This window comes from Candidatus Bathyarchaeia archaeon, from assembly GCA_035283685.1.
In the GTDB taxonomy this organism is placed as follows: domain Archaea; phylum Thermoproteota; class Bathyarchaeia; order Bathyarchaeales; family Bathyarchaeaceae; genus DATETJ01.
Genome location: DATETJ010000002.1, coordinates 554,821 through 574,377, shown reverse-complemented (window position 1 = coordinate 574,377; position 19,557 = coordinate 554,821). Strand labels below are relative to the sequence as shown.

Below are 19,557 nucleotides of genomic sequence, written 5' to 3'. Positions count from 1 at the left end.
GGCTGCGATGGGGAGACTTTCGAGAGAAGGAGTATGTTTATTCCCTGTGACCTTCACTGCGGTGCTGAGTATGGTTGAGTGAAGGTTGGTGTCATAGCGTGTCTTGCTGGTTTTCGAGCACGCCTGTGGTTCAGCCTTGGCTTGCGAGTATGGTTATGTAGTCAGCTGTGTCAGCGCATACGTCTGCTGCTTGTTCCATGAATTCGATTAAGTTGTTTAGTATCAGAAGAGTGCCTGCGTCCACTTGGCGTCCGTGTTTGATGAAGAGTTTCTTTGCGGCGAGGTAGTCCCTTTCGAGTTTTTCGATGAACGTAAACGTAAACCAAATAATCGAGACTTGTTCATAGAAGGCTCTCAAGCCAAAGGAGCGATGAAGGCAATGATTTCGATCATAGGTGCAGGTAAAGTTGGAACTGCTGCGGCGTTTGATATTTTGAGGTTCAGAATCAGCGATGTCGTATTAGTGGACGTTTCCGAGGACCTAGCTAAGGGCGAAGCGCTGGATATGATGCAGGCTGCACCGGCTATTGAATTTGATGGCAGAGTTGTGGGCACAAGTGACTTCAGGCGGATTGCAGGTTCAGATGTTGTGGTTCTAGTTGCGGGCGCGGGTAGAAAGTCTGGGATGAGTCGCCTTGATCTCATGAACGAGAACGCAAAGATTGTAAGGTCGGCTGCAAAAGAAATCGCACGGTACGCGCCTGATTGCAAGCTTATGGTTGTAACTAATCCTGTTGACGTCATGACTTATGTGGCGTACAAAGAGTCGGGTTTCGAAAGAAATCGAGTTTTCGGCATGGGCAACATCCTTGACACAATGCGCTTCAGGTCTTACATTGCAATGGAACTGGGCGTGTCGAGGGAAGATGTTCGCGCTTTGGTTATAGGTGAACACGGCGACTCCATGGTTCCGCTAGTGGAATGCGCCTCGGTGTCAGGAATACCTATAACTGAATTGCTCACAAGAGAGCAGATTGACAAAATTGTGAACCTAACGAAAACCTCAGGTGCCGACGTCATCAAACTGAAAGGCGCCACAACACACGCACCCGGGGTAGTGATAGCCATAATGGTAGACGCAGTTCTGAGAGGACGCAACCGAGTCATGAGCGTCTCCACAAATCTGCAAGGCGAATACGGCTTCTCTGATGTATCCATCGGCGTACCCGTTGTTCTAGGAAGAAACGGTGTTGAAATGATTCTGCAGCTCAAGCTCAAACCCGAAACACACAAACAACTTGAAAAATCAGTTTCCACGACAAAGGACGCAATTAGCCAATTGCAAAACTGAGAAAACTGTCGTGTCAGACACGCCAAGATTTTTATGACCACAGACTACCCTAATCGTTGATGTCAGGCAAACAATTCTTTGTCGATCGATATAGCAAACTAGGCTGGGAATACCGACCAGTCGAGTTGAAACAGGCAATCAGAATCAACATCACAAACGCTAAAGAAGCTGACACTGTGAGGAGACTCGAATCTCGCGGAATCGAGCTGGAACCGGTTTCTTTTGTGCCACATGCCCATTGGGTGCGCAAGTCTGCGTTCTCAGTTGGAGCCACAAGTGAATATCTTATCGGACACTATTCGATTCAGGAAGCTGCTGCCCAGATTCCAGCAACACTGTTCAGCGACCTGAAGGACAAAACTGTTCTTGATGCTTGTGCGGCTCCAGGAGGCAAAACCATTCAACTGGCAGACTTGATGCATAATACAGGCGTAATATTCGCTCTGGACGTTGACAAACGAAGATTAACCCCGCTCTCGAACCATCTGGAACGATGCCGTGTCGAGAACACAATCGTGTGTCACATGGATGCAAGACATGCATCTCAGCTGAAAATCAAGTTTGACCGAATACTGCTCGACGTTCCATGCTCAGGCAACTTCGCCACAGACAAAGAATGGTTCACGAGAAGAACAATCGAAGACGTGAAGAGAAACGCGGCGCTGCAGAGACAGATCTTGACTGAAGCGGAGGCGATCCTCAATGATGACGGCGAGATCGTCTATTCCACTTGCAGCTTAGAGCCCGAAGAGAACGAATTGAACATCGACTGGGCTACAGAACACCTTGAGCTTCAAGCTGAGCCAGTTGAATGCTACGGAGAGACGGCGCCTACGAGCATTTTTGGAAAAAGGGTTGCCAGCACAGTGGCAAGCTGCAAGAGAATATGGCCTGGGCAAACTCAAGGCTTTTTCGTCTGTAAACTTAAGAAGCGAGTGTGAAGAACGAAGCCGATAATTGACTTTGTGAGGCGGTTTGGCGCAAGCCTGACATGGGATGAGAGCTTATCTGTTGAAAATCGAGGCAGATATTTTCTCTTAAGCCAACAAATGAAGCGGTTCGTGTCCAAAGACTTCTTCTATGCTGGAACCTATCTTGGAAAAGTCAAGCGCGGAGTCTTCTTTCCAAGTTTCAACCTGTTGAGAATGATTGCCTCACGGAACGATGCAAACAGAGTTATGGTTGATCAGAAATCGGAATGGTTGTTCACAGTTGGGAGAGACATTTTCAGGCGAGGAATACTGAAAGTTGTCGGCTCAAAGAAGAAAAGCGCGTACACATTGGTTGTGAACCAGCATGGCGAGTGCCTTGGCTTCGGCAGAATCTTACACAGTCTCGAAGTGAAGGAAGACAGGAATCAAGTTGTCGTTCGAAATGTTTCAGACATTGGTGATTTTCTGAGAAGAGAAAGACGAGCCTAATCGCCTGCAATCACTTGGCAAGACTTAACCCTAACTTGTAAGCCAGAATGTTCGTCTCAGCAGCCTCTCCTGAGAAGGTCTCTTTGATCGCCTTCTCCACTGAATCTCGGGCGACTAGTTCGGTTGTTTTGATGATTACGCCAAGCATAACCATGTTCGCATACATTCGCGACTTGAGTTCAGTCTCCGCTTTTTCCGTCGCTTCCACTTTGACTATCTTAGCATTTACATGAGGTAGCTGCTTAACGATGCTCGTATCTACGATTAGGACTCCGTCTTCTTTAAGATCTTTCAAATGCTTGTCGAGAGCCGTCTGGCTCATTGCAACCAGCACGTCGCTTTTTCTCACCATGGGAAAACCGACTTTCTCGGTTGAAATAATGACTTCACTTTTGGCTGCGCTTCCTCTGGCTTCGGCGCCGTAGCTTTGGGTTTGCACCACGTGTAAGCCGTCTTTGACTGCTGCCTTGCTCAGTATGTGCCCAGCTAGCACTACGCCTTGTCCGCCTAGCCCTGCAATTCGAATCTCGGTTTTTCTAGGCTGTGCCACTTTTCTGCGCCTCCTTCAAAATCCTGTAGACATTGTCTACTAATGTTGGCTTCTCGCGACGCACGTATTCGCCTACCGCAATCTTGCCTTCAAGTTCCTTCTCGGTCATCGTGGACGCTTGATCCAATGGAATAGAGTTGTCTTTGAACCAGCGTAGCATCTCCGCAGCATCCTTAAGTCCAACTCTTCTTCCAAACGCTGTAGGACATGGACTGACAGCTTCAATGAAAGCGAAGCCTTTGGTGGTAATCGCCTTTTTCATGGATTGCGTCAATTCCTCTCCATGGGCTGTCGTCCAGCGAGCCACATAGCTGGCGCCTGCGGCAACAACCAAACGTGCAGTATCTAGAGAGTATTCGAAGTTGCCATAAGGCGTAGTTGTGGTCTTCATTCCATACGGCGTGGTTGGCGCCACCTGTCCGCCGGTCATGCCGTAAATCATGTTGTTAACCATTACAACCATTATGTCCAAGTTTCTGCGCGCTGCATGCACGAGGTGACTTAAGCCGATGCCTGCGATGTCGCCGTCTCCACCAAACACGACAACGTTCAATTCAGGGCGCATAAGTTTGACGCCCATAGCCACTGGAATGCTTCTGCCGTGAAGCACGTGAAGCGAATCAGCCATTAGATAAGGTGATGGAATCCATGCGGAGCAGCCGATGCCGCTACAGAAAACGAATCTACTCAAATCTTTGTGTCCGAGCTCATGTGCCGCTCTCAAGAAACTGCTCGCCACATTGACGCAGCCGCAGCCCACACAGAAGGGCAGCGTCAAGTCTGGGCGTAAGTATCGCTTCATGCTGAACGGCTCAGCCAAAGCCATGCTACTTCACGCTCCTCAAGACTTCAGCCAACAACTCTTCAGGCGTTATCATTTCTCCGCCGCCCACCTTGTTCACGGAGAGTACTGGCGCAGCCCCTTGCACAACCCGTTCCACTTCGTAAAATAATTCACGCATATTCAACTCAGGCACAACAATGGCTTTGACCTTCTTCGCCATATCGCGGACCACTTTCTCTGGAAAAGGCCAAACGGTCTTGAGCCGCACAAAACCAACTTTCACGCCTTCCTCCTTAGCCAGTTCAACAGTCTCATATACTGCCCGTGAAGTGCAACCGAACGAAACCACGCCAACATCGCAGTCATCTATGTTGTAAGCTTCGAAATCCACGAGCTTGTCCGCATTATTCATGATCTTGCCAGTAAGCGTTTTGACGAGCCGCTGATGCACAGCTTGATCTGCAGTGAACCTGCGCCCAGTTTCATCATGCGTCGAACCCGTTACAGCTACACTGAAACCTTCCCCAACCGACGGCATAGGCGCTACGTCAGGCAGCATGAAAAAGGCAGTGTCTTCCTTCTTCGGTCTTTTGCGGTCAATCACTTCGATCTGCCCTTCAGCAGGCACAATCAAGCTCTCGTGCATATGCGATATGATTTCATCACTTAGAAGAATTACCGGAGTTCGAAAAGTCTCAGCCAGGTTAAAGGCACGCACAGTCAGGTCAAACAGTTCCTGCACTGAGTTTGACGCCAAGACAACCGGGGCGTAGTCACCGTGAATACCCCAACGCGCCTGCATGACATCACCTTGACCCACTTTCGTTGCTTGCCCAGTGCAGGGTCCAGCCCGTTGAACATCAACAATCACGCACGGCGTCTCAGTCATGAAAGCGTAGCCAATCATCTCCTGCATGAGGCTGAACCCAGGTCCAGATGTGGCAGTCATAGCCTTAGTTCCAGCCCAGCTGGCGCCAATAACCGCGCCGAGCGAAGCCATCTCATCCTCCATCTGAACCTCAATACCACCTACTTTAGGCAGTCGCACTGCCATGTGCTCAAAGATCTCGCTCGCAGGCGTAATAGGGTATCCAGCGTAAAATCGGCAGCCAGCTGCTATGGCGCCTTCAGCGCAGGCTTCATTGCCTTGCCAGAAATGCGTTCCAGGCACTACCTTGTAAACCAATGTTGTGTCGCGCTCCAAGAACCCTTAGATGAGTAGAATACGACTTTATTTGCAAATCGCTCATAAAGAGATAGCGTATCCAGTCGAGCCTGGATGGCAAGCGCAAAAAGCTTCAGAATCGTTGTTGCAGTTTCACTTTGCGTCAGTCAGATATTTCAGATGGAACGGTTTCAAAGCGATTGGCGAGTTTATGTCCACTATGAAGCTTTGACTCTCAGCCGAGAAGTTCGAAAGCTCTTTGTCATGCTTTTTCTTAAAGTCAGCATAATCTGAGTAGCATTTGTGGAATGAAACCATCACTCCGTCAAATCCCAACCCTTCGCCTGTTGCTGCGAAGATTACGTTGGGTTCTTTCGAAAACCAGTCTCTGACTTTCCTTAAGGTCTCATCAAATACGACGGGTTTGCGAACACCTCTGTCTCCTTTTATGAAGGTGAACACCACAATCTCGTATCCGATCTCCTGCCACTTTGGGATAACAGTGTAGCCTTCGATAAGCTTCTTCTCGACGTTCGATCGTCTTCTAGTGATGGTGGGCTGTGATGTGCCCAAGTTCCGCGCCATCTGCCTGTCACTTACACGAGAGTTCTTCAGCAATTCACAGAAAATCTTATGATCCAATTCGTTCATTTCGGTCATCTCGCATCATTCAAACCATTGTGCAGCCAAATAATATATCTTATGGAGAATTCTTCGGGGAGGGGTCGCAACAGACCAGTTTGGTCTGCACTCTAATTCTTATAACTGTGGATTTCTCACTCATACTCCACCAAGCGATCGCAGTCCGCGTAGCGGCCGTAGTCCAGCCTGGTTAAGACATCGGCTTCCCAAGCCGACAACCCGGGTTCAAATCCCGGCGGCCGCACCAACAGCTGGTAAGAAAGCAGAACACCTTTCACTATGATTGTAAAGAAAAAGGATGGGCGTCGATTGCGCGCTTTTTTGGAAACGGGCATCAACATAGATGGTATTGAAGCATAGACTGCCAGAACAGAAGCGTCTCAGCTTTTCTGGCATCGGTATCCAAATCAGAGTGTTTTGCTGCCTGCATGTCACCCACCTATTATATATTACTATACACGACACACTTGGGAGTTACTTATGCATTACCGAATAACTGTAGGACACACATGCAGTAGAATATCAACGAACGTGAGGAAAAAGGACCAGCGACAAGCACGTTTTTTAGAGCTTAGAAGATATTGCGTTGTAGTTGCGCTGGACGCGTCTAGAGAAACTCAATCTTTGGAGATTTCTTCGAGAGCTTTTCCCTTCGTTTCCATCCCGAATACAAGGACCGCAACAGCACCAAAAACATGAAACAAAGCAAAAACTGAGAAAGCCGCGGCTAAACCTCCATAAGCATACAGAAGTGGCGTGGCTGTTGGTGCGATTACTCCTGCGAGACGACCTATGCTTGCTGCTGCGCCCGCCCCGGTTCCCCTGACCGCAGTTGGATACAGCTCAGGTGTGTATGCGTACAAAGCAGACCAAGCGCCGAGGTTGAAGAAGGAGATGACGATGCTCCAAGCAAGAATAGTTGCTTCAATCACAGCCAGACTCAACAGAACACTGCCCACACCAGCAAAAAGAAGATACACAAACGCGATTCGTTTTCTACCAGCGTGGTCAAGCAGTAAAGCTGCACTGTAGTAACCTGGAACCTGTGCCAACGTCACAATAAGAACCCATTGAATCGATCTGACAACAGTCAAATTCAACGGTGGACTCGCATAGAACGTTGGCAACCAGATGAAAATCCCGTGATAAGTGTATACCAAAACAGCCCAGATAATCCATAAGAGCGCTGTTCTCCTGCGATAAGATGGAGCCCACAACTCCTTCAAGGCTGCAACAACACTGCGGCTCCCCCCTGACAACGAAGTCGACCCGCTGGTTAACTTGAAGTCTGATGGAACGAGACTATACTTCTTCAGTAAAGATACGGCTTCGCTGGTTCTTCCCTTTTGCTGCAGATATCGAAGAGATTCGGGCGCGTAAAAGATTACAATTGGAACAAGGAACAACGGAATCAAAGCTACCAGAAAAGTGAGGCGCCATCCAAAGTTTGGAAGTAGGAAAAACGGAAAAATCAACGAGAGCAATGCTCCGTAAACCCACGCTGTTTCAACCAATCCCAAGAAACGACCGCGGTACTTTGCGGGCACATATTCTGAAACGTAGACTCCGGGTTGAGGAAGAGAACCGCCCAAGCCAATTCCAGCTAGAAAACGTAACAAAGCCATCGTGGCAGGATCAGGTGCAACCGAGTTGAGTGCAGTGAAGACAGTCATGGTTGATAGAGTGAACAGCAGTGTTTTCTTTCTGCCTATGTGATCGGCTAGGATACCGCAAGACAACGCGCCGACAAACATCCCCAGATAGCCCATGCTCAGTAAGAGACCTGAGACTAGTGGCTGTTGCTGCAATCCAAACTCCCGAATTATTGGAGTTAAAACGGCAGCAATGAGTAGGACGTTCATCGCTGTGAAGCCGTAGATAAGACTTCCAAGTAACAGCAAGACGTAGTGAAAACGTGTAAGTGATGCCTTTTCCAAGCGTTCCACAACGGTTTCCGTTATCATCCCTGCCTTTCAATTGAAAAACTTGTCAATTAAGAAACAGAATGGGGGTTTGCCACTTATTTAACCTTGCACTCCGGATGGTAGGCTATATTGGCGGGGGCGTGTTTTTTCGCTTCATTATCGGCAAGCGTCTCCATTTCTCGAATTCTGCATTTGGCGGCTCAACTTCGTACAATTGCTTTCTCTGGGATTCGAGGAGGGCGTTTTCTTTTTTCAGAAACTCGGCGGCCGTAAAGACAGAGTGCTCGGCTTTGGCGGCTGTTTCGAATATGGGTTTGGCTAATTCGCGCCAATTTTCCTGTCGAAGGAGGTGATGTTCCATTATGGTTAATGGAATGTTTTTGGCGATTTGTTCAAGGTTCTGTAATCCGATTTGAATGCTCTCTTGTTGCACCAGTCCGGTCAAATATGCTGGTGGTCCGCCGATAATGATCAGGTTGGGGTTTTCGTTCAAAATGATCTTCATTGTGGCCTCGTGCATTGGTCCCTGTACGTCTGATGTAAACAACATTTTTTCGTTCTTGTGTTCGATGGTTGCCATGATAAGCCAGCCGAGTTCGGAGTCTGGTTCTCCGTGGGCCACGGGCTCAGAGAATCTCAGTCGGGTGTCGCCAAACATGTACTCTTTGCCGTCTGCATATTCCAGTTTTTCAGCGTACTTGCCCCCTGTATGTACGAAGACCCAGCCGCGATGTCGTTGACTGAAGTTCACTTTGTCTCGATAGCTCTTCGCGAGAACTGTCTTGCCTTCATAGATCTGTCTCGCTGCTTCATCAGAAGACCAGTTCTGAAACCAGTCGGTGAAAGAAGGCGTATGATGGTCGAAGTGGTAGTGGCTGATCGTCACAACCTCAGCTTTCTCAGCTGCCTGCGCGATTCTCTTTCGCGCTGCCTTCAAAGCCTTATATTCTTGAGGGTGAGGCGGAAAACCCAAGCGAAAGGGTCCAAGTGAAGCACCAGCGTCGAGGAGGACTCGTACGTCCGGCGTCTCGACAAAGGTGCACATTGAGCGCACGCCGAGGCTTTCGGCAGCTAAAGGAGTAACGCGAATGCGATGTGGCATCGTTTCACTTGGCTAGACTATCACGGGCTCGGTTCATATAAGAGAACCGAGACTTCACACAGCATCGTTTTTATTTTGGCGCTGCACTTGTTTGTGTTTGTGGGCGATGACGACTCTGGCCCCCATGACGTTGTGATTTGGATCTTGAGTGCGAGAGCCCACACTTGTCGAGAGTTGAAGCATTAAGCGACAAATTCGGATACTGGAAAGTGACGGGTGTGAAATGAAGTTTTCCTTGCTGAGTTGTTGCTCTCGGCGATCCTTCAAAAAGCTTCGGCAGACTTGTAGTAAGGTTCGCGTCTTTTAACAGCGGCCTCAAACAGCTCCTTCAGCTCTTGATCTGTGCCGCCCTTGCGCAACGCTGTTAGAACATCGACGAGGTTATCATTTATCATGAGGCAAGGTTTGAGTTTGCCGTCGCTTGTCAAGCGCAGGCGAGTGCAGCGAGCGCAGAAATCTGTGTTTTCGATCGGGTGAACCACTTCAACCTTCACGCCGGGCAAGGAGTAGACATGGCGGTTTTGCATGTCGCCTCTTGTGTGAACCTCCAGCGCTTGCTTTTTCAGCTCCAGCTCTAAGCCGTTCAGTGCGAAGAAATGTTCCTTGTAGTAGTCGTCTTGGATGTTGACAGGCTCAAGTTCTATTAACTGCAGAATCGTTTGGCTTTGTCGTGCAAACTCGATCATCTTTGGAATGTCGGCTGTGTTGATGCCGCGTAGAATCAGCATGTTTAGCTTTACAGGGTATAGGCCTGCTTTTACGGCTGCGGCGACCCCATTTATGGCATCGTTCAGATCTCCACCAGAGATCAATGAGTACGTTTTCGAATCTAGAGAGGGGAGACTAATGTTTACTCGGGTTAAACCTGCTTCTTTCAGAGGTGTCGCTAAAGTGGAAAGACGTGTTCCGTTCGTGGTCATGGACAGGTCGCGCAGACCGGGAATGTTCGTTATGCCACGCACAATGTCAACTATGTCTGAGCGTAGTAGTGGTTCTCCGCCTGTGAGTTTGATGCGGTTCATGCCTAAGGATACAGCCATCTTGGCTATGCGCAAGACTTCTTCCTTGGTCATTTCAGGCATTGCTGAGCCTGGGTTCTGGCCTTCGCGGTGGCAGTAGACGCATTTGAGGTTGCAGCGTTGCGTCAAGGAAATCCGTAGGTTGAGCGTGGGGCGCCCGCAATTGTCGTAAAGCAATTTTCAGCCTCTACTTTCCACGGGCGTGGAGAACAATATGCGCCGTTTCGGGCAATATAAGTCTTTCAAGACACAATTTTACAGCGTGAGGTGAGCCTGGCAGGCAGAAAACTGCTTTGCCTTTTGCGACTCCCCCGATCGCTCGGCTCATTAGGGCGGCTGAGCCTATATCCTGATAAGTTAAGTGTCGGAAGAGCTCGCCGAAGCCAGGCAACTCCTTTTCCAGTAATGGCGCTACCGCTTCGATTGTGACATCTGAAGGTGTTATTCCTGTTCCGCCGCTTGTGATTATGGCGTCGATTTCTGAAGAGTCCAGCATTCCGCGAATAGTTTTTTGGATCATGGCTCGGTCGTCTGATACCAGCCGCTGTATCACGACCTTATGCCCATTGTTCCGCAGCACTTTGATGATGATGTCACCGGACTCGTCTGTTATCGGTTTGCCGCGTTGGGACTCTTTGTATCGGCTTGTGCTTATGGTGACAACTGCGAAGCTGAGGCTTTCCGGTGCTTTTTCCTTGTGTTTTTTTGATGTCTCAGCCAAGTCGGTGATGTCTCCGGTTCATTCCTGCTTAACCTTGCGCACAACGTGAATGTTGTGGATAGCTGTCTCTGGATACTGCCCTTTCTGGTTTTTTTCATACTGTTTTGTCATGTCCCAGACTGTGAGGAGCGCGGTGGAAACTGCTGTTAGGGCTTCCATTTCGACGCCTGTTTGCGCTCTAGTCTTGACTGTGGCTTCTGCTTCAACGGTGGAGGTGTTCAGAATTTTCAGGATGACATCTACGCTGGTTAATGGTAAAGGGTGGCATAATGGTATTAGTGAGCTTGTGTTCTTTGCAGCTAGAATTCCGGCTATTTTGGCGACTGTGAAGGGGTCGCCTTTTTCGATTTTTCCCTGTTTGATTCGGCGTATGGTTTCAGGCTTTAGTTTGATTTGTCCTTTGGCTGTGGCTTCGCGGTGGACTGCGGGTTTGTTTGTCACGTCGACCATGGTCATGTTTTATCCACTCTTACTGTTCCATTCTTCAATTAATTCTTTGATGCTTTTCGCGCGTGGGTTTTCGTTGTTGAAGCGGAATATGCGTATGCGTCCAAAATTTTTGTGTCTGATAATTCCTGAGGTTTCTAGGATTTGCAGGTGCTGGTTGGTCGTGGTGTAGTTGAGTTTGGCTCTTCGGGCGATTTCTGAGATGTTTAGTTCGCCTATTTCCACTAGGATTCTGAGGATTTTCACTCTGCCTTTGGATGAGAACACGGTTTCAATGGACATGCTGCTTTAGGCTCCAAGCGACCTGCGCAGTTCGGTTTCTAGTTCGGCTGCGCTGATTTTGGGCAGGCTGATCAGCGTGGTTTTGCCTCTTTGCCCCGTGCCTGAGGATTCAGCTTTGATGATGTCGAGGGTTGACAATTCGTGTACGTATTTCCAGAGTTGGGTGTGTCCTCTTTTCTCGTGGCCGTATTCTTCGCAGATTACGGCGTAGGCGTTCTCTGCTTCGCCCATGGACAGGTAAGCGGAGTCTGACTGTTTGAATTGGCGGGCTATGCCTAATAGTAGGAGTTTTTGGTGCAGGTTGAGCAGGGAGATTGTGTCTTTTCGTATGGTGGGGTAGACGCTGCCGGCTGCTTTGCGGATGTGTTCGGGTAGAAGCTCACGTGCGGTTTGGGCGTCGGCGTATTTGCCGGCTCGCCACATGAGTTCTATGGCGTAGCGGGCGTCTCCGTTTTCAAGTGTGGCTAGTTCGGCGATGAGGTCGATGCTTTGGGGTGGCACGGTGTTGTCTCGGAAGGCGTTGGTTATGCGGTCGTCTAGTATGTCATGGAGTTGTGGCTGTGAGTATTCTTCGAGTTTGATTATGTTGCGTTGCAGCGTGCTCCTAGTGCTGGCGTCTAATGTGTTGAGTAAGGCGGTGTCTCTTACTATGCCGATTACGGATAGTCTCTGGGTTGGTGTTTGGCGGTCTTCCTGTACGCGGGTTAGTGTGTAGAGGGCGTCGGAGCCTTCGTTTTGGATGAGTGCGTCTAACTCGTCGAGTGTGAGGATGAGGTGGGCTTTTTGGTCGTCGAGCACTTGCATCAAGGTTTGCAGCAGTTCTTGGGCTGAGTATCCGCGTCTGGGGTAGTTGGGGTGAAATTTGAGGACTACGCGTTGGATTATCATGAAGAGGCTGCCTTTGCATTCGCGGCAGTTGACGTGCGCGTAGTGGAGGTTGATGCCGCGTTTTTGTGCTTCGCGGGTTATGTTTTGTCCGAAGAGTTGTGTTAACGCGGTTTTGCCGCTGCCGACTTTGCCTACTACGAGTATGCGTTGGGTCATTTTGCCCGGGGTTTCCACTGCGAACCTGAAGAACTGGTTGAGTAGGTTGAGTTCGGTTTCTCTGTGGGGTAGGCGTGTGGGCACGTAGTTTATGTCGAGTTTGGATTCATCTTTGAATAGGCTGGTGTAGTTGAACATAGTGATGACAGCCTCTGTTTATTGTGCTGTCAAATGGTGAACTGGGTTGGCATTTATGGTTTTTGTCTATTTAAAAAGAAAAATGTGGTTGAGGCAGATGGAAGTATAAACACCAACATGTATGGCTTGAAAACTCACGAGCGCATGCTGAACTGCAACGGGTTGCGGGAAAACAAATTTCAAAAGAAGAAGGGACCAGTCGCTTAGCGCCTTCTTCTACCATGTTGCGGGAACATCTGGCTGAAGACTGTGTGGGCATCGTCATACGACTGTTCCCGGTGACATCAATGCCCAGCATGGCTGCAGGCTGTGTGTATTCTTGAGTTGTTGAACAACCTGAACTGTGCTGTACACCTTCTTCCAAGGCTGGCGAAAAGCGTGTACTGTGGCAGTCTTTGGAGTTGTTGTTGACTCTGGTAGGTTTGCCACAACAACTTCTTCGATATCGAAGGCGGTTTTCTTTCAGATGTTATTAATTTCCACTTAGAACAAGTAATAACACCGAGCTTGCTTTGCTCAGAAGTAGTCGTCCGCCCCGCGTGTACGTTGACTACTACTTCCATGTTGGCTCAGACTGTGCAGGGCTGTGTGCGTGTTGATGCCCAGCCGCTCCTAGTGTCATCAACAAGTGCGATATAGAGAAAGGAGTGTTGTGTTGTGGTTACCTTGGTAGTTATTTTGCCAGAACAACAACTTCTAAGGCTGGTCGAGTCTGGCGATTGTCAAGCGTCCAGAAGTGTAGATGTTGTACAGATTCTACGGTGAACAAGAAACTTCATTCTTAGCCGTTTTGGAGCCTCAGGCGGGATTTGAACCCACGATCACCGCCTACCAAGGCGATTCCAACACAAGAACTCCCACTATGCAAACGCCTTCTTCTTAATCAGTCTTACCAAACAATGCTTTAACATGGTCTCCGCTCGAATAAGTCTCAAGTTTTCTAGCAATGACGCCATAACCCTTCAAGCCTTCAACAACCACGTCGCCAGCCCTGCTCGGAACCAAAAGACAACCCTCACCAACCCTAAATCCACTCACCCTGGCAAGCTCGCCTGCGCCTCCTTTTCTATACAGGAAATAAACCACCTTCATCTTGTCTCTCACACTCAAACCACTCATCTCATAAACAACCAAGCAGTAGGACTCTAACCCAATAGGTCCAGCAAAAACCTCAAACGGAAACCTTGCAAACAGGACCTTCCCAAACTTGAACAGATCATCCAGGAACACAGGATTTGCCTGTTTCAACTCGTCCACAGTCTCAGGAACCACATGCAAATTCAGTTGCAACGCTCCAACAGCCTCGAACAAGGCATCCCAACTCCGCCACATCACCGTCCTATCCTCGAAAACAACTAGCAGATCATAATCAGAAAACTCATCAAAATCACCCCTCGCCAAACTACCAAAAAGAAAGACTCCCACAACACCGTTTACCTTTGAAACCACGTCAACAATCTTACTTAAATCTAACACGTGCTTTTCTCTCAATCGCAACCAGAACACGCTCCATAGCCTCAACCGCCTTCTTTGCTCGGTCACCATCGATACCCTCATACCCTAACGCACCATATGCACCCCACAACTCATCCACATCCTTACTCAGCCGTGGAAATCTCTGCTTGAACCACCGAATTCGCTCTGCATGCGCACTCCTCGGGCGCAGATGAAAATGTTTGCCCTCCTGCGCAGCCAGAACCTCAACAGCCTGCTCAACAGCCTTAATAGCCAAATCGCCAACAACCGTAAACCTTCCCTTTTCAAACTCGTCCAAAGCAGCCAACCTCTTCTCACAAACGGCCCTCAAGTGAACAGCTACATCACTCACAACAAACACCATCCTTTTGATACAAGTAACATTTTTCTTACATATAAGAATTACTTCTACTGATCTGTTCCAGTTGTCAAAGGTAACCTTCCGGCTGAGAAGGTAGACTTCAAAAGGAGAAGGAACCAATCAGTTAGCGCCTTCTTCTACTGGCTATGAAGAGCGTCAATTTAGAGGAAATGCAGTCTTTCCATGTTGGTATGTTGGGGGAATGTTGCGGCGTTATGCCTTGACCCTAGTACGTGTATAACGAGGCGCTTTCAGATTATTGTATCGTCGTTTTTGGATTTATTGGTTGCCGAGAAAGCTTTATGACAGCATTATGGAGAAGCTGAATATGAAAACCCTGAGAATTTCAGAAGATATCCATCAGAAGCTCACAGGCATGCTTGGAGAGTTAACCTCTCAAACCATGAAACTGCAGACTTACCAAGATGCTCTCGAAGCCTTGCTCAGCCAGTCGGTCATGTTGCCAGCTGATCTGCTTGTCGAAATCGAGAAATTCATGCACGAAAAGAAGGGTTTGGGCTTCACAACGAAGGAAGATTTCCTGAGAGACGCAGCACGGTTCAGGCTTCGATACCTAAGCGGCGAATACGAACATGCAGAAGTCCTCAAAGAAAAATACGAAAAGGGCGAGTTAGCAATAAAAGAAATGGACTTGCCCTTCCTCGGCGTAGCCGACTTCATCGACAAACAACTCGAAACCCTACTGGAAAAATACGCCGAATGGCAGGAACAAAAAGAAGAACAGGAAAAAAGAAGCCGAAAACGAAGCTGAAAAAGTTCAGAAGCAGCCTCTTACATTAATCAACAGGTTAGCGCGCGCTGCATAGAAATTCTATCCCACACACACACCCCTCCTCCCTCATATCATAAACAGAGACACAGACACAGAGAGAGCACACTATATAAAGACTCAAGACTTGAGAAAAGCTTATAAGTATAGATAATAAGATGGACTATATGCAGTCCGAACACTAGAAACAGAAATGCAACAATCAATGCTTCGATTTTTGCAGATAGCTCTGGCAAGCCTTCTCTCAAAAAAGGATTGTTGCAAAAATGTCGAAAAAAGGATATAGCGTGAAAAGGAGACTGCAAGAGCAGAGCGGCTCTTACTTCGTTGTTCTACCTAAACTCTGGGTAGAGAAAGAAGGTCTCCAAGAGAGCGATGAGCTTTCTGTCATTTTCAATGGAATAGTGAAGGTCATACCGATAAAGAAAGAGGTGAAGCCCATTGAGTAATGACAATAAACCTAAGAATAATTCTACAGAATTGTTTTGGATTCAAGGAGAAGGAATGAGTAGAAGAAACCACAACATAGACATAGTGAAAAAATGCATTTTACAAGGAGACACTTACCAACAGATTTGGATGAAATGCGGAAGATACTTTACAAGTAGAAAATTCGATGAATACTATAATTTTGCCTTAGATGAAATCAATAACGGTATTGAACCTATTAAATTGAGAGAATCGCCAAAAAAAGAATTTGAATATGGTGGTCATTCATGTTTCAATTGTGGTAAGGGTATTCCTCTTAATTTGAATTTTTGCAGTGAAATCTGTGCTAAAGAATACAGTAGCAAAAAGAAGAGGGTTCAATAAATGGTTAAGACCAAAAGAAGCAGAAAGCCTGCCACAAAAGCCCATATACAAAAATTAGCAAGAGAAGACCTGTCAGCCAACCAAATCATACGAGTATTGAAAGCCGAACATAGAGGAATAAGAAGAACAACAGCATTAGCTATGATTCGAGAAGAGAGAGGACCTAAACGTATTGCAGTTTACTCAAAACACAGAGGAATATCAAAACGGTATGAATTGTTTGGAACAGGAAAACAACTAAGCAGTATTATGATTGATACTGTTAAGCATCCACCACGAAAACGGATAACAAGAGTGTCAGCAGAAAAATTAAAGTCGTTTTCTCAAAGGAGCAAATACATTGATTACAAAGAAGAGTGGGATAGAAGACCAACAATTAAGAGTTAACCCATTTCCCAACGTCATTATCGGTGATTTTGACAATGACATAGTTAAAGTTGATTTGGATAATTGTTACAGCATAAAACAACCGAAATGCATTGCTGACATGCTAAATAACCGTTTCAAATTAGATGGATACATCATTTTGCGGTCAAGCACAAAAACACACACTATAAGAAATGAAGAGTTAACTGAAGTTGTTTACCGATATAAGACTAGAGGTTATCATATTGTTTTTAATCGTGAAGTTTCTGAAAGTGAAAATAGAAGTATTCTAGCATGGTTATGTTTACAACTGAAAGATGAGAACCTAACAAAATGGTTTGTAATGCAATGTATTCATCAAACAAACACGTTACGACATGGATTCAAAGGCAAAAAGATTAGACCGCCGAAAATTGTGTTCAGACATGGCAATCAAGATAAGATGATAGCTAAGTTTCTTGATAACCGACAGTATATTCTAGATTTCTATAGAATGGTGGTGATAAAAAATGGTAGATAAAAAAACAGAATTAGAATATAGAAAGAAGTTCAATGAATACAAAGAATTAATGAACAGTCTTTATGAAAATAGTAAAGCTGACTTTCAAAACATTTTAAGATATAAATTTGATATTCCTAAACAACTTAGTGGAACAATATATAACTTGATTAAGTTAGATAATTTTGATGTATTCAAAACTTTGATGCAAGAATATGATAAAGAAATTGAAGAAAACAAAACCTTTAGAGAACAATTTGAAACCCAAAGAAAAGAAGACGAACAGAGAAGGTTTGAGGAACGCCAAGAAGAAACTCGCATGAGAAATAACATTGCTGAATCAACTGACAAGTTATCCGCCATTCTAGAGAAATTGAATGAGCTTCAGCGATTGCTAGTTGATAGGCTCAGGTAATAGCAATTCTTGGAATCCATGTTTTTATTTCGTTTCTCAAATATTTAGCTAAGAGCAGGGCTTCCTCAGAGATTAATGTGTCAATGCTCTGTCTGTTACCGTGCATGATTCTAGGAATCTCAACTGTCTTTTCAAAATAGGCTGTTAGGTCTCGCATTAGATTCATTGTTTTCTTATCGTTCAAGTATTCTCTTTTGCCTTTTCTGTTGCTTGAACAGTTTTCTGTTTTCACTGTGAAATCTCTTTTGTTTAGTTTGAGACAGAATTGTATCACATAGTCATCGCACAAAAACCTATACAATTCCATTAGGTCGCATACTAGACTAGGTTTTCCAAACTTGACCGAATGAACCCACCCTAAAAATAATTCCAATTTTGCGTTTAGAATTGCTTTAGTTACTTTCCATTTCAGCATTGTGTAAGCTAGATTTAGAATGTTGTTAATGCCATCATACGCACCTTTTGTTTTGCGTTTATCTATCTTCAATGTTTTAGGCAATAGCTGAAAGATTTGTTCATAGTATCTATCTGTTGTTTGTCCTTCTAATGCTAGAATTTTTCTTCTTGCTGTAATTAGATCGTGTTTGCATATTTCATCAAGTCTAGTTTTGACTGTGAACAAGTCATGCTGTCTTAAACCATATTTTCTTAGAATCTCATTTTGACCTTTCAGTTTTCCTAGAATGATTTGTTTAGCTATTTCTATGCCTTTACCATTTTCTAATGCTTGATACTGTTTTATTCTTGTTTCAACGTGTGAATCATCATCTATACTTCTTAGTGTAGCAACGGGCATACCTTTCTGTGTCATTATTAGAACGTCTATTTCCCAGAATCCAAAACTTGCTAATGCGCCAACTGAAACCATATTTCCGCTTTTCAGTATGACTTCTCCGATTTCATTTTCAAACTGTGGATAACGCTGTATGTTTCCATTTTTGTCTTTTATTATGTAACAACCTTTTTCTAATCCTAGATATTGACCAAACTGATCTAGAATTATCTTTTCTGTTTTTGCCTTACCCATCGTCTATGCACCAAGAAATAGTATAGGTTGAAAATCTATTTAAGGGTTTCTTTTAGGCAAATAGGCATGGATTTTGCCTATTTTGGTGCATAGACAAATGAGTTTCGGAAAACCCATTTAACCCATGCCTATCTGCCAATACACCTAAAGGCAAAACCCTCTTTTATGCTTGTCATGTCTTTATATAGTGTGCTCTCTCTGTGTCTGTGTCTCTGTTTATGATATGAGGGAGGAGGGGTGTGTGTGTGTGTGGGGATAGAAATTCTATGCACACACGATTTAAGCCTTGTCTGATGATACCAGTTAAAGGGAGTTTTGTTGACTGAATCTGAATCCCAGTTGAGGTTGCTGGCAAAGTATTTTGTGCACGGCATTTTGTTCTCTATCATAGGACTTGTCTTCGGTTTTGGGTCGTCAGGCATCCTTATGGTGCTTGTCCAGCTCGACACAATTTTCTTTATCAGCCCGCCAGTCGCTTGGTTAGCCCGCTGGGGCATTGGGTTGTTAATCGGGTTTGTTGTGCTGTTCTTTTTCATGGGGGGGCTTAACAGTATGCTAACGGGCTTTATCTGGCACATGTCGATCAAGACTGATTGGAAAACTGTTTTGGTTCACGGTTTGGCACTTTCTATCGCATTTATCATGGTACATATCCCGTCTATTGTCATCAGCCCCGCGGCGCCCAGCATAGTCACAGTTGTAGTGTTGTTCATTGCCTATGCTTTCGTCGACGGCTTTGTTGCCAGACACATTGCTGGTATGTGGCAAGCGGCAGAAGCACCCCTTGTGATGGTGGGAGAAACCCAAAGGTGTTCTTCAAACAATGTGTCAACTGCGGCAAAGACATTCCAATAGCGTCTGAGACTTGTCCTCATTGCGGAGCGGAGCAAAGGGAAAAGCAGCAGTGAGCTGACATCGCGGAATGATTTGTGTGTGTGTGCATAGAAATTCTATCCCAAACCTAATTGCTCTAACAAAATTCTCTCAGTTTTCCAGAGCCTAGGCTAGTTATGATTCCTATGTATGAACCATTGGAAACCTCAAAATGTGAGAAGCAAGGTAAGACTCCGCAGATCTCATCGCCTCGAGCTGCTCGGAAAATCTTGCGTACAACCCCAACATTGTGACTACGATAATGAAAGCCAGCTAGTAGGCCGTAATCAACTCTTGTGCCTTCCTCTATACGAATCTCCTTTGATAAACTGCAGTCCTTAGCTGCCTCATTTGTATAGTACATTACACAGATTTCTTTCCCAAATCGCTTGTGAACGTGAACCGA

General features: G+C 46.2%; 26 protein-coding genes and 1 tRNA gene. 11 read left to right on the top strand and 16 right to left on the bottom strand.

The genetic code is table 11. From position 1 onward, the window contains the following. Positions 1 to 130: 130 nt before the first annotated feature. Positions 131 to 358, bottom strand: coding sequence for a hypothetical protein (locus VJ249_03160; protein ID HKZ93566.1), 228 nt, complete (start codon positions 356 to 358; stop codon positions 131 to 133). Between the two features lie 21 nt (positions 359 to 379). Between VJ249_03160 and VJ249_03155 the strand changes: the two genes are divergently transcribed. The 3 genes from VJ249_03155 to VJ249_03145 all read left to right on the top strand — a co-directional run bounded on the left by VJ249_03155 (position 380) and on the right by VJ249_03145 (position 2,712). Then, complete coding sequence (locus VJ249_03155) at positions 380 to 1,291, top strand: malate dehydrogenase (protein ID HKZ93565.1); 912 nt, start codon at positions 380 to 382, stop codon at positions 1,289 to 1,291. 59 nt (positions 1,292 to 1,350) lie between these two features. After that, entirely contained in the window at positions 1,351 to 2,232 is an 882-nt protein-coding gene (locus VJ249_03150) for an RsmB/NOP family class I SAM-dependent RNA methyltransferase (protein ID HKZ93564.1), read from the top strand. A 120-nt stretch (positions 2,233 to 2,352) separates the two neighbouring features. Continuing rightward, positions 2,353 to 2,712, top strand: coding sequence for a hypothetical protein (locus VJ249_03145; GenBank protein HKZ93563.1), 360 nt, complete (start codon positions 2,353 to 2,355; stop codon positions 2,710 to 2,712). A 10-nt stretch (positions 2,713 to 2,722) separates the two neighbouring features. On the opposite strand, the gene VJ249_03140 is transcribed toward VJ249_03145, so the two are convergent. From VJ249_03140 to VJ249_03125, 4 genes are all read right to left on the bottom strand, one after another. After that, complete coding sequence (locus VJ249_03140; GenBank protein HKZ93562.1) at positions 2,723 to 3,262, bottom strand: 2-oxoacid:acceptor oxidoreductase family protein; 540 nt, start codon at positions 3,260 to 3,262, stop codon at positions 2,723 to 2,725. After that, positions 3,249 to 4,088 (bottom strand): thiamine pyrophosphate-dependent enzyme, encoded by an 840-nt coding sequence (locus VJ249_03135; protein HKZ93561.1) that lies wholly within the window; start codon positions 4,086 to 4,088, stop codon positions 3,249 to 3,251. Before VJ249_03135 ends, VJ249_03140 begins: the two co-directional genes overlap by 14 nt. Position 4,089: 1 nt before the next feature. Then, a complete protein-coding gene (locus VJ249_03130) occupies positions 4,090 to 5,232 on the bottom strand; it encodes a 2-oxoacid:acceptor oxidoreductase subunit alpha (protein HKZ93560.1) in 1,143 nt (380 codons plus the stop codon). A gap of 132 nt (positions 5,233 to 5,364) precedes the next feature. Continuing rightward, positions 5,365 to 5,862 (bottom strand): winged helix-turn-helix transcriptional regulator, encoded by a 498-nt coding sequence (locus VJ249_03125; protein HKZ93559.1) that lies wholly within the window; start codon positions 5,860 to 5,862, stop codon positions 5,365 to 5,367. A gap of 161 nt (positions 5,863 to 6,023) precedes the next feature. On the opposite strand from VJ249_03125, the gene VJ249_03120 reads away from it, so the two are divergent. Further along, positions 6,024 to 6,100: transfer RNA gene (locus tag VJ249_03120), tRNA-Gly, on the top strand. Positions 6,101 to 6,470: 370 nt separating this feature from the next. Here VJ249_03120 and VJ249_03115 read toward each other — a convergent pair. From VJ249_03115 to VJ249_03075, 9 genes are all read right to left on the bottom strand, one after another. Next, positions 6,471 to 7,817, bottom strand: a complete 1,347-nt coding sequence (locus VJ249_03115; protein HKZ93558.1) for an MFS transporter — start codon at positions 7,815 to 7,817, stop codon at positions 6,471 to 6,473. Positions 7,818 to 7,902: 85 nt separating this feature from the next. Continuing rightward, the gene (locus tag VJ249_03110; protein ID HKZ93557.1) at positions 7,903 to 8,880 is read right to left on the bottom strand and encodes a hypothetical protein; all 978 of its coding nucleotides are present in this window, start codon (positions 8,878 to 8,880) and stop codon (positions 7,903 to 7,905) included. Between the two features lie 263 nt (positions 8,881 to 9,143). Further along, positions 9,144 to 10,076 (bottom strand): GTP 3',8-cyclase MoaA, encoded by a 933-nt coding sequence (gene moaA, locus VJ249_03105; GenBank protein HKZ93556.1) that lies wholly within the window; start codon positions 10,074 to 10,076, stop codon positions 9,144 to 9,146. Between the two features lie 10 nt (positions 10,077 to 10,086). Beyond that, entirely contained in the window at positions 10,087 to 10,620 is a 534-nt protein-coding gene (locus VJ249_03100; GenBank protein HKZ93555.1) for a MogA/MoaB family molybdenum cofactor biosynthesis protein, read from the bottom strand. An 18-nt stretch (positions 10,621 to 10,638) separates the two neighbouring features. After that, a complete protein-coding gene (gene moaC / locus VJ249_03095; GenBank protein ID HKZ93554.1) occupies positions 10,639 to 11,076 on the bottom strand; it encodes a cyclic pyranopterin monophosphate synthase MoaC in 438 nt (145 codons plus the stop codon). Positions 11,077 to 11,079: 3 nt separating this feature from the next. Next, positions 11,080 to 11,349, bottom strand: coding sequence for a winged helix-turn-helix domain-containing protein (locus VJ249_03090; protein HKZ93553.1), 270 nt, complete (start codon positions 11,347 to 11,349; stop codon positions 11,080 to 11,082). A 6-nt stretch (positions 11,350 to 11,355) separates the two neighbouring features. Beyond that, positions 11,356 to 12,531 (bottom strand): ORC1-type DNA replication protein, encoded by a 1,176-nt coding sequence (locus VJ249_03085; GenBank protein ID HKZ93552.1) that lies wholly within the window; start codon positions 12,529 to 12,531, stop codon positions 11,356 to 11,358. Positions 12,532 to 13,410: 879 nt separating this feature from the next. Beyond that, positions 13,411 to 14,028, bottom strand: a complete 618-nt coding sequence (locus VJ249_03080; protein ID HKZ93551.1) for a nucleotidyltransferase domain-containing protein — start codon at positions 14,026 to 14,028, stop codon at positions 13,411 to 13,413. Then, a complete protein-coding gene (locus VJ249_03075) occupies positions 13,991 to 14,359 on the bottom strand; it encodes a hypothetical protein (GenBank protein ID HKZ93550.1) in 369 nt (122 codons plus the stop codon). Before VJ249_03075 ends, VJ249_03080 begins: the two co-directional genes overlap by 38 nt. Before the next feature lie 295 nt (positions 14,360 to 14,654). Between VJ249_03075 and VJ249_03070 the strand changes: the two genes are divergently transcribed. The 6 genes from VJ249_03070 (at position 14,655) to VJ249_03045 (ending at position 17,251) form a co-directional block, all read left to right on the top strand. After that, positions 14,655 to 15,140: a hypothetical protein gene (locus VJ249_03070; GenBank protein ID HKZ93549.1), complete on the top strand. Its 486-nt coding sequence runs from the start codon at positions 14,655 to 14,657 to the stop codon at positions 15,138 to 15,140. A gap of 284 nt (positions 15,141 to 15,424) precedes the next feature. Next, on the top strand, positions 15,425 to 15,607 hold the full coding sequence (locus VJ249_03065) for an AbrB/MazE/SpoVT family DNA-binding domain-containing protein (GenBank protein ID HKZ93548.1): 183 nt from the start codon (positions 15,425 to 15,427) through the stop codon (positions 15,605 to 15,607). Continuing rightward, on the top strand, positions 15,600 to 15,971 hold the full coding sequence (locus VJ249_03060) for a DUF2116 family Zn-ribbon domain-containing protein (protein HKZ93547.1): 372 nt from the start codon (positions 15,600 to 15,602) through the stop codon (positions 15,969 to 15,971). Before VJ249_03065 ends, VJ249_03060 begins: the two co-directional genes overlap by 8 nt. Then, positions 15,972 to 16,358 carry a hypothetical protein gene (locus VJ249_03055; protein ID HKZ93546.1) on the top strand — a complete coding sequence of 129 codons (387 nt, stop codon included), beginning with the start codon at positions 15,972 to 15,974 and terminating at the stop codon, positions 16,356 to 16,358. Continuing rightward, the gene (locus VJ249_03050) at positions 16,312 to 16,857 is read left to right on the top strand and encodes a hypothetical protein (protein HKZ93545.1); all 546 of its coding nucleotides are present in this window, start codon (positions 16,312 to 16,314) and stop codon (positions 16,855 to 16,857) included. Before VJ249_03055 ends, VJ249_03050 begins: the two co-directional genes overlap by 47 nt. Beyond that, the gene (locus VJ249_03045; GenBank protein HKZ93544.1) at positions 16,847 to 17,251 is read left to right on the top strand and encodes a hypothetical protein; all 405 of its coding nucleotides are present in this window, start codon (positions 16,847 to 16,849) and stop codon (positions 17,249 to 17,251) included. Before VJ249_03050 ends, VJ249_03045 begins: the two co-directional genes overlap by 11 nt. On the opposite strand, the gene cas1 is transcribed toward VJ249_03045, so the two are convergent. Next, positions 17,244 to 18,278 carry a CRISPR-associated endonuclease Cas1 gene (gene cas1, locus VJ249_03040; GenBank protein HKZ93543.1) on the bottom strand — a complete coding sequence of 345 codons (1,035 nt, stop codon included), beginning with the start codon at positions 18,276 to 18,278 and terminating at the stop codon, positions 17,244 to 17,246. The genes VJ249_03045 and cas1 overlap by 8 nt on opposite strands. A gap of 318 nt (positions 18,279 to 18,596) precedes the next feature. On the opposite strand from cas1, the gene VJ249_03035 reads away from it, so the two are divergent. Then, positions 18,597 to 19,133 (top strand): hypothetical protein, encoded by a 537-nt coding sequence (locus tag VJ249_03035; GenBank protein ID HKZ93542.1) that lies wholly within the window; start codon positions 18,597 to 18,599, stop codon positions 19,131 to 19,133. A 115-nt stretch (positions 19,134 to 19,248) separates the two neighbouring features. Here VJ249_03035 and VJ249_03030 read toward each other — a convergent pair whose 3' ends face one another. Beyond that, the gene (locus VJ249_03030) at positions 19,249 to 19,515 is read right to left on the bottom strand and encodes a hypothetical protein (protein HKZ93541.1); all 267 of its coding nucleotides are present in this window, start codon (positions 19,513 to 19,515) and stop codon (positions 19,249 to 19,251) included. Between the last annotated feature and the right edge of the window lie 42 nt (positions 19,516 to 19,557).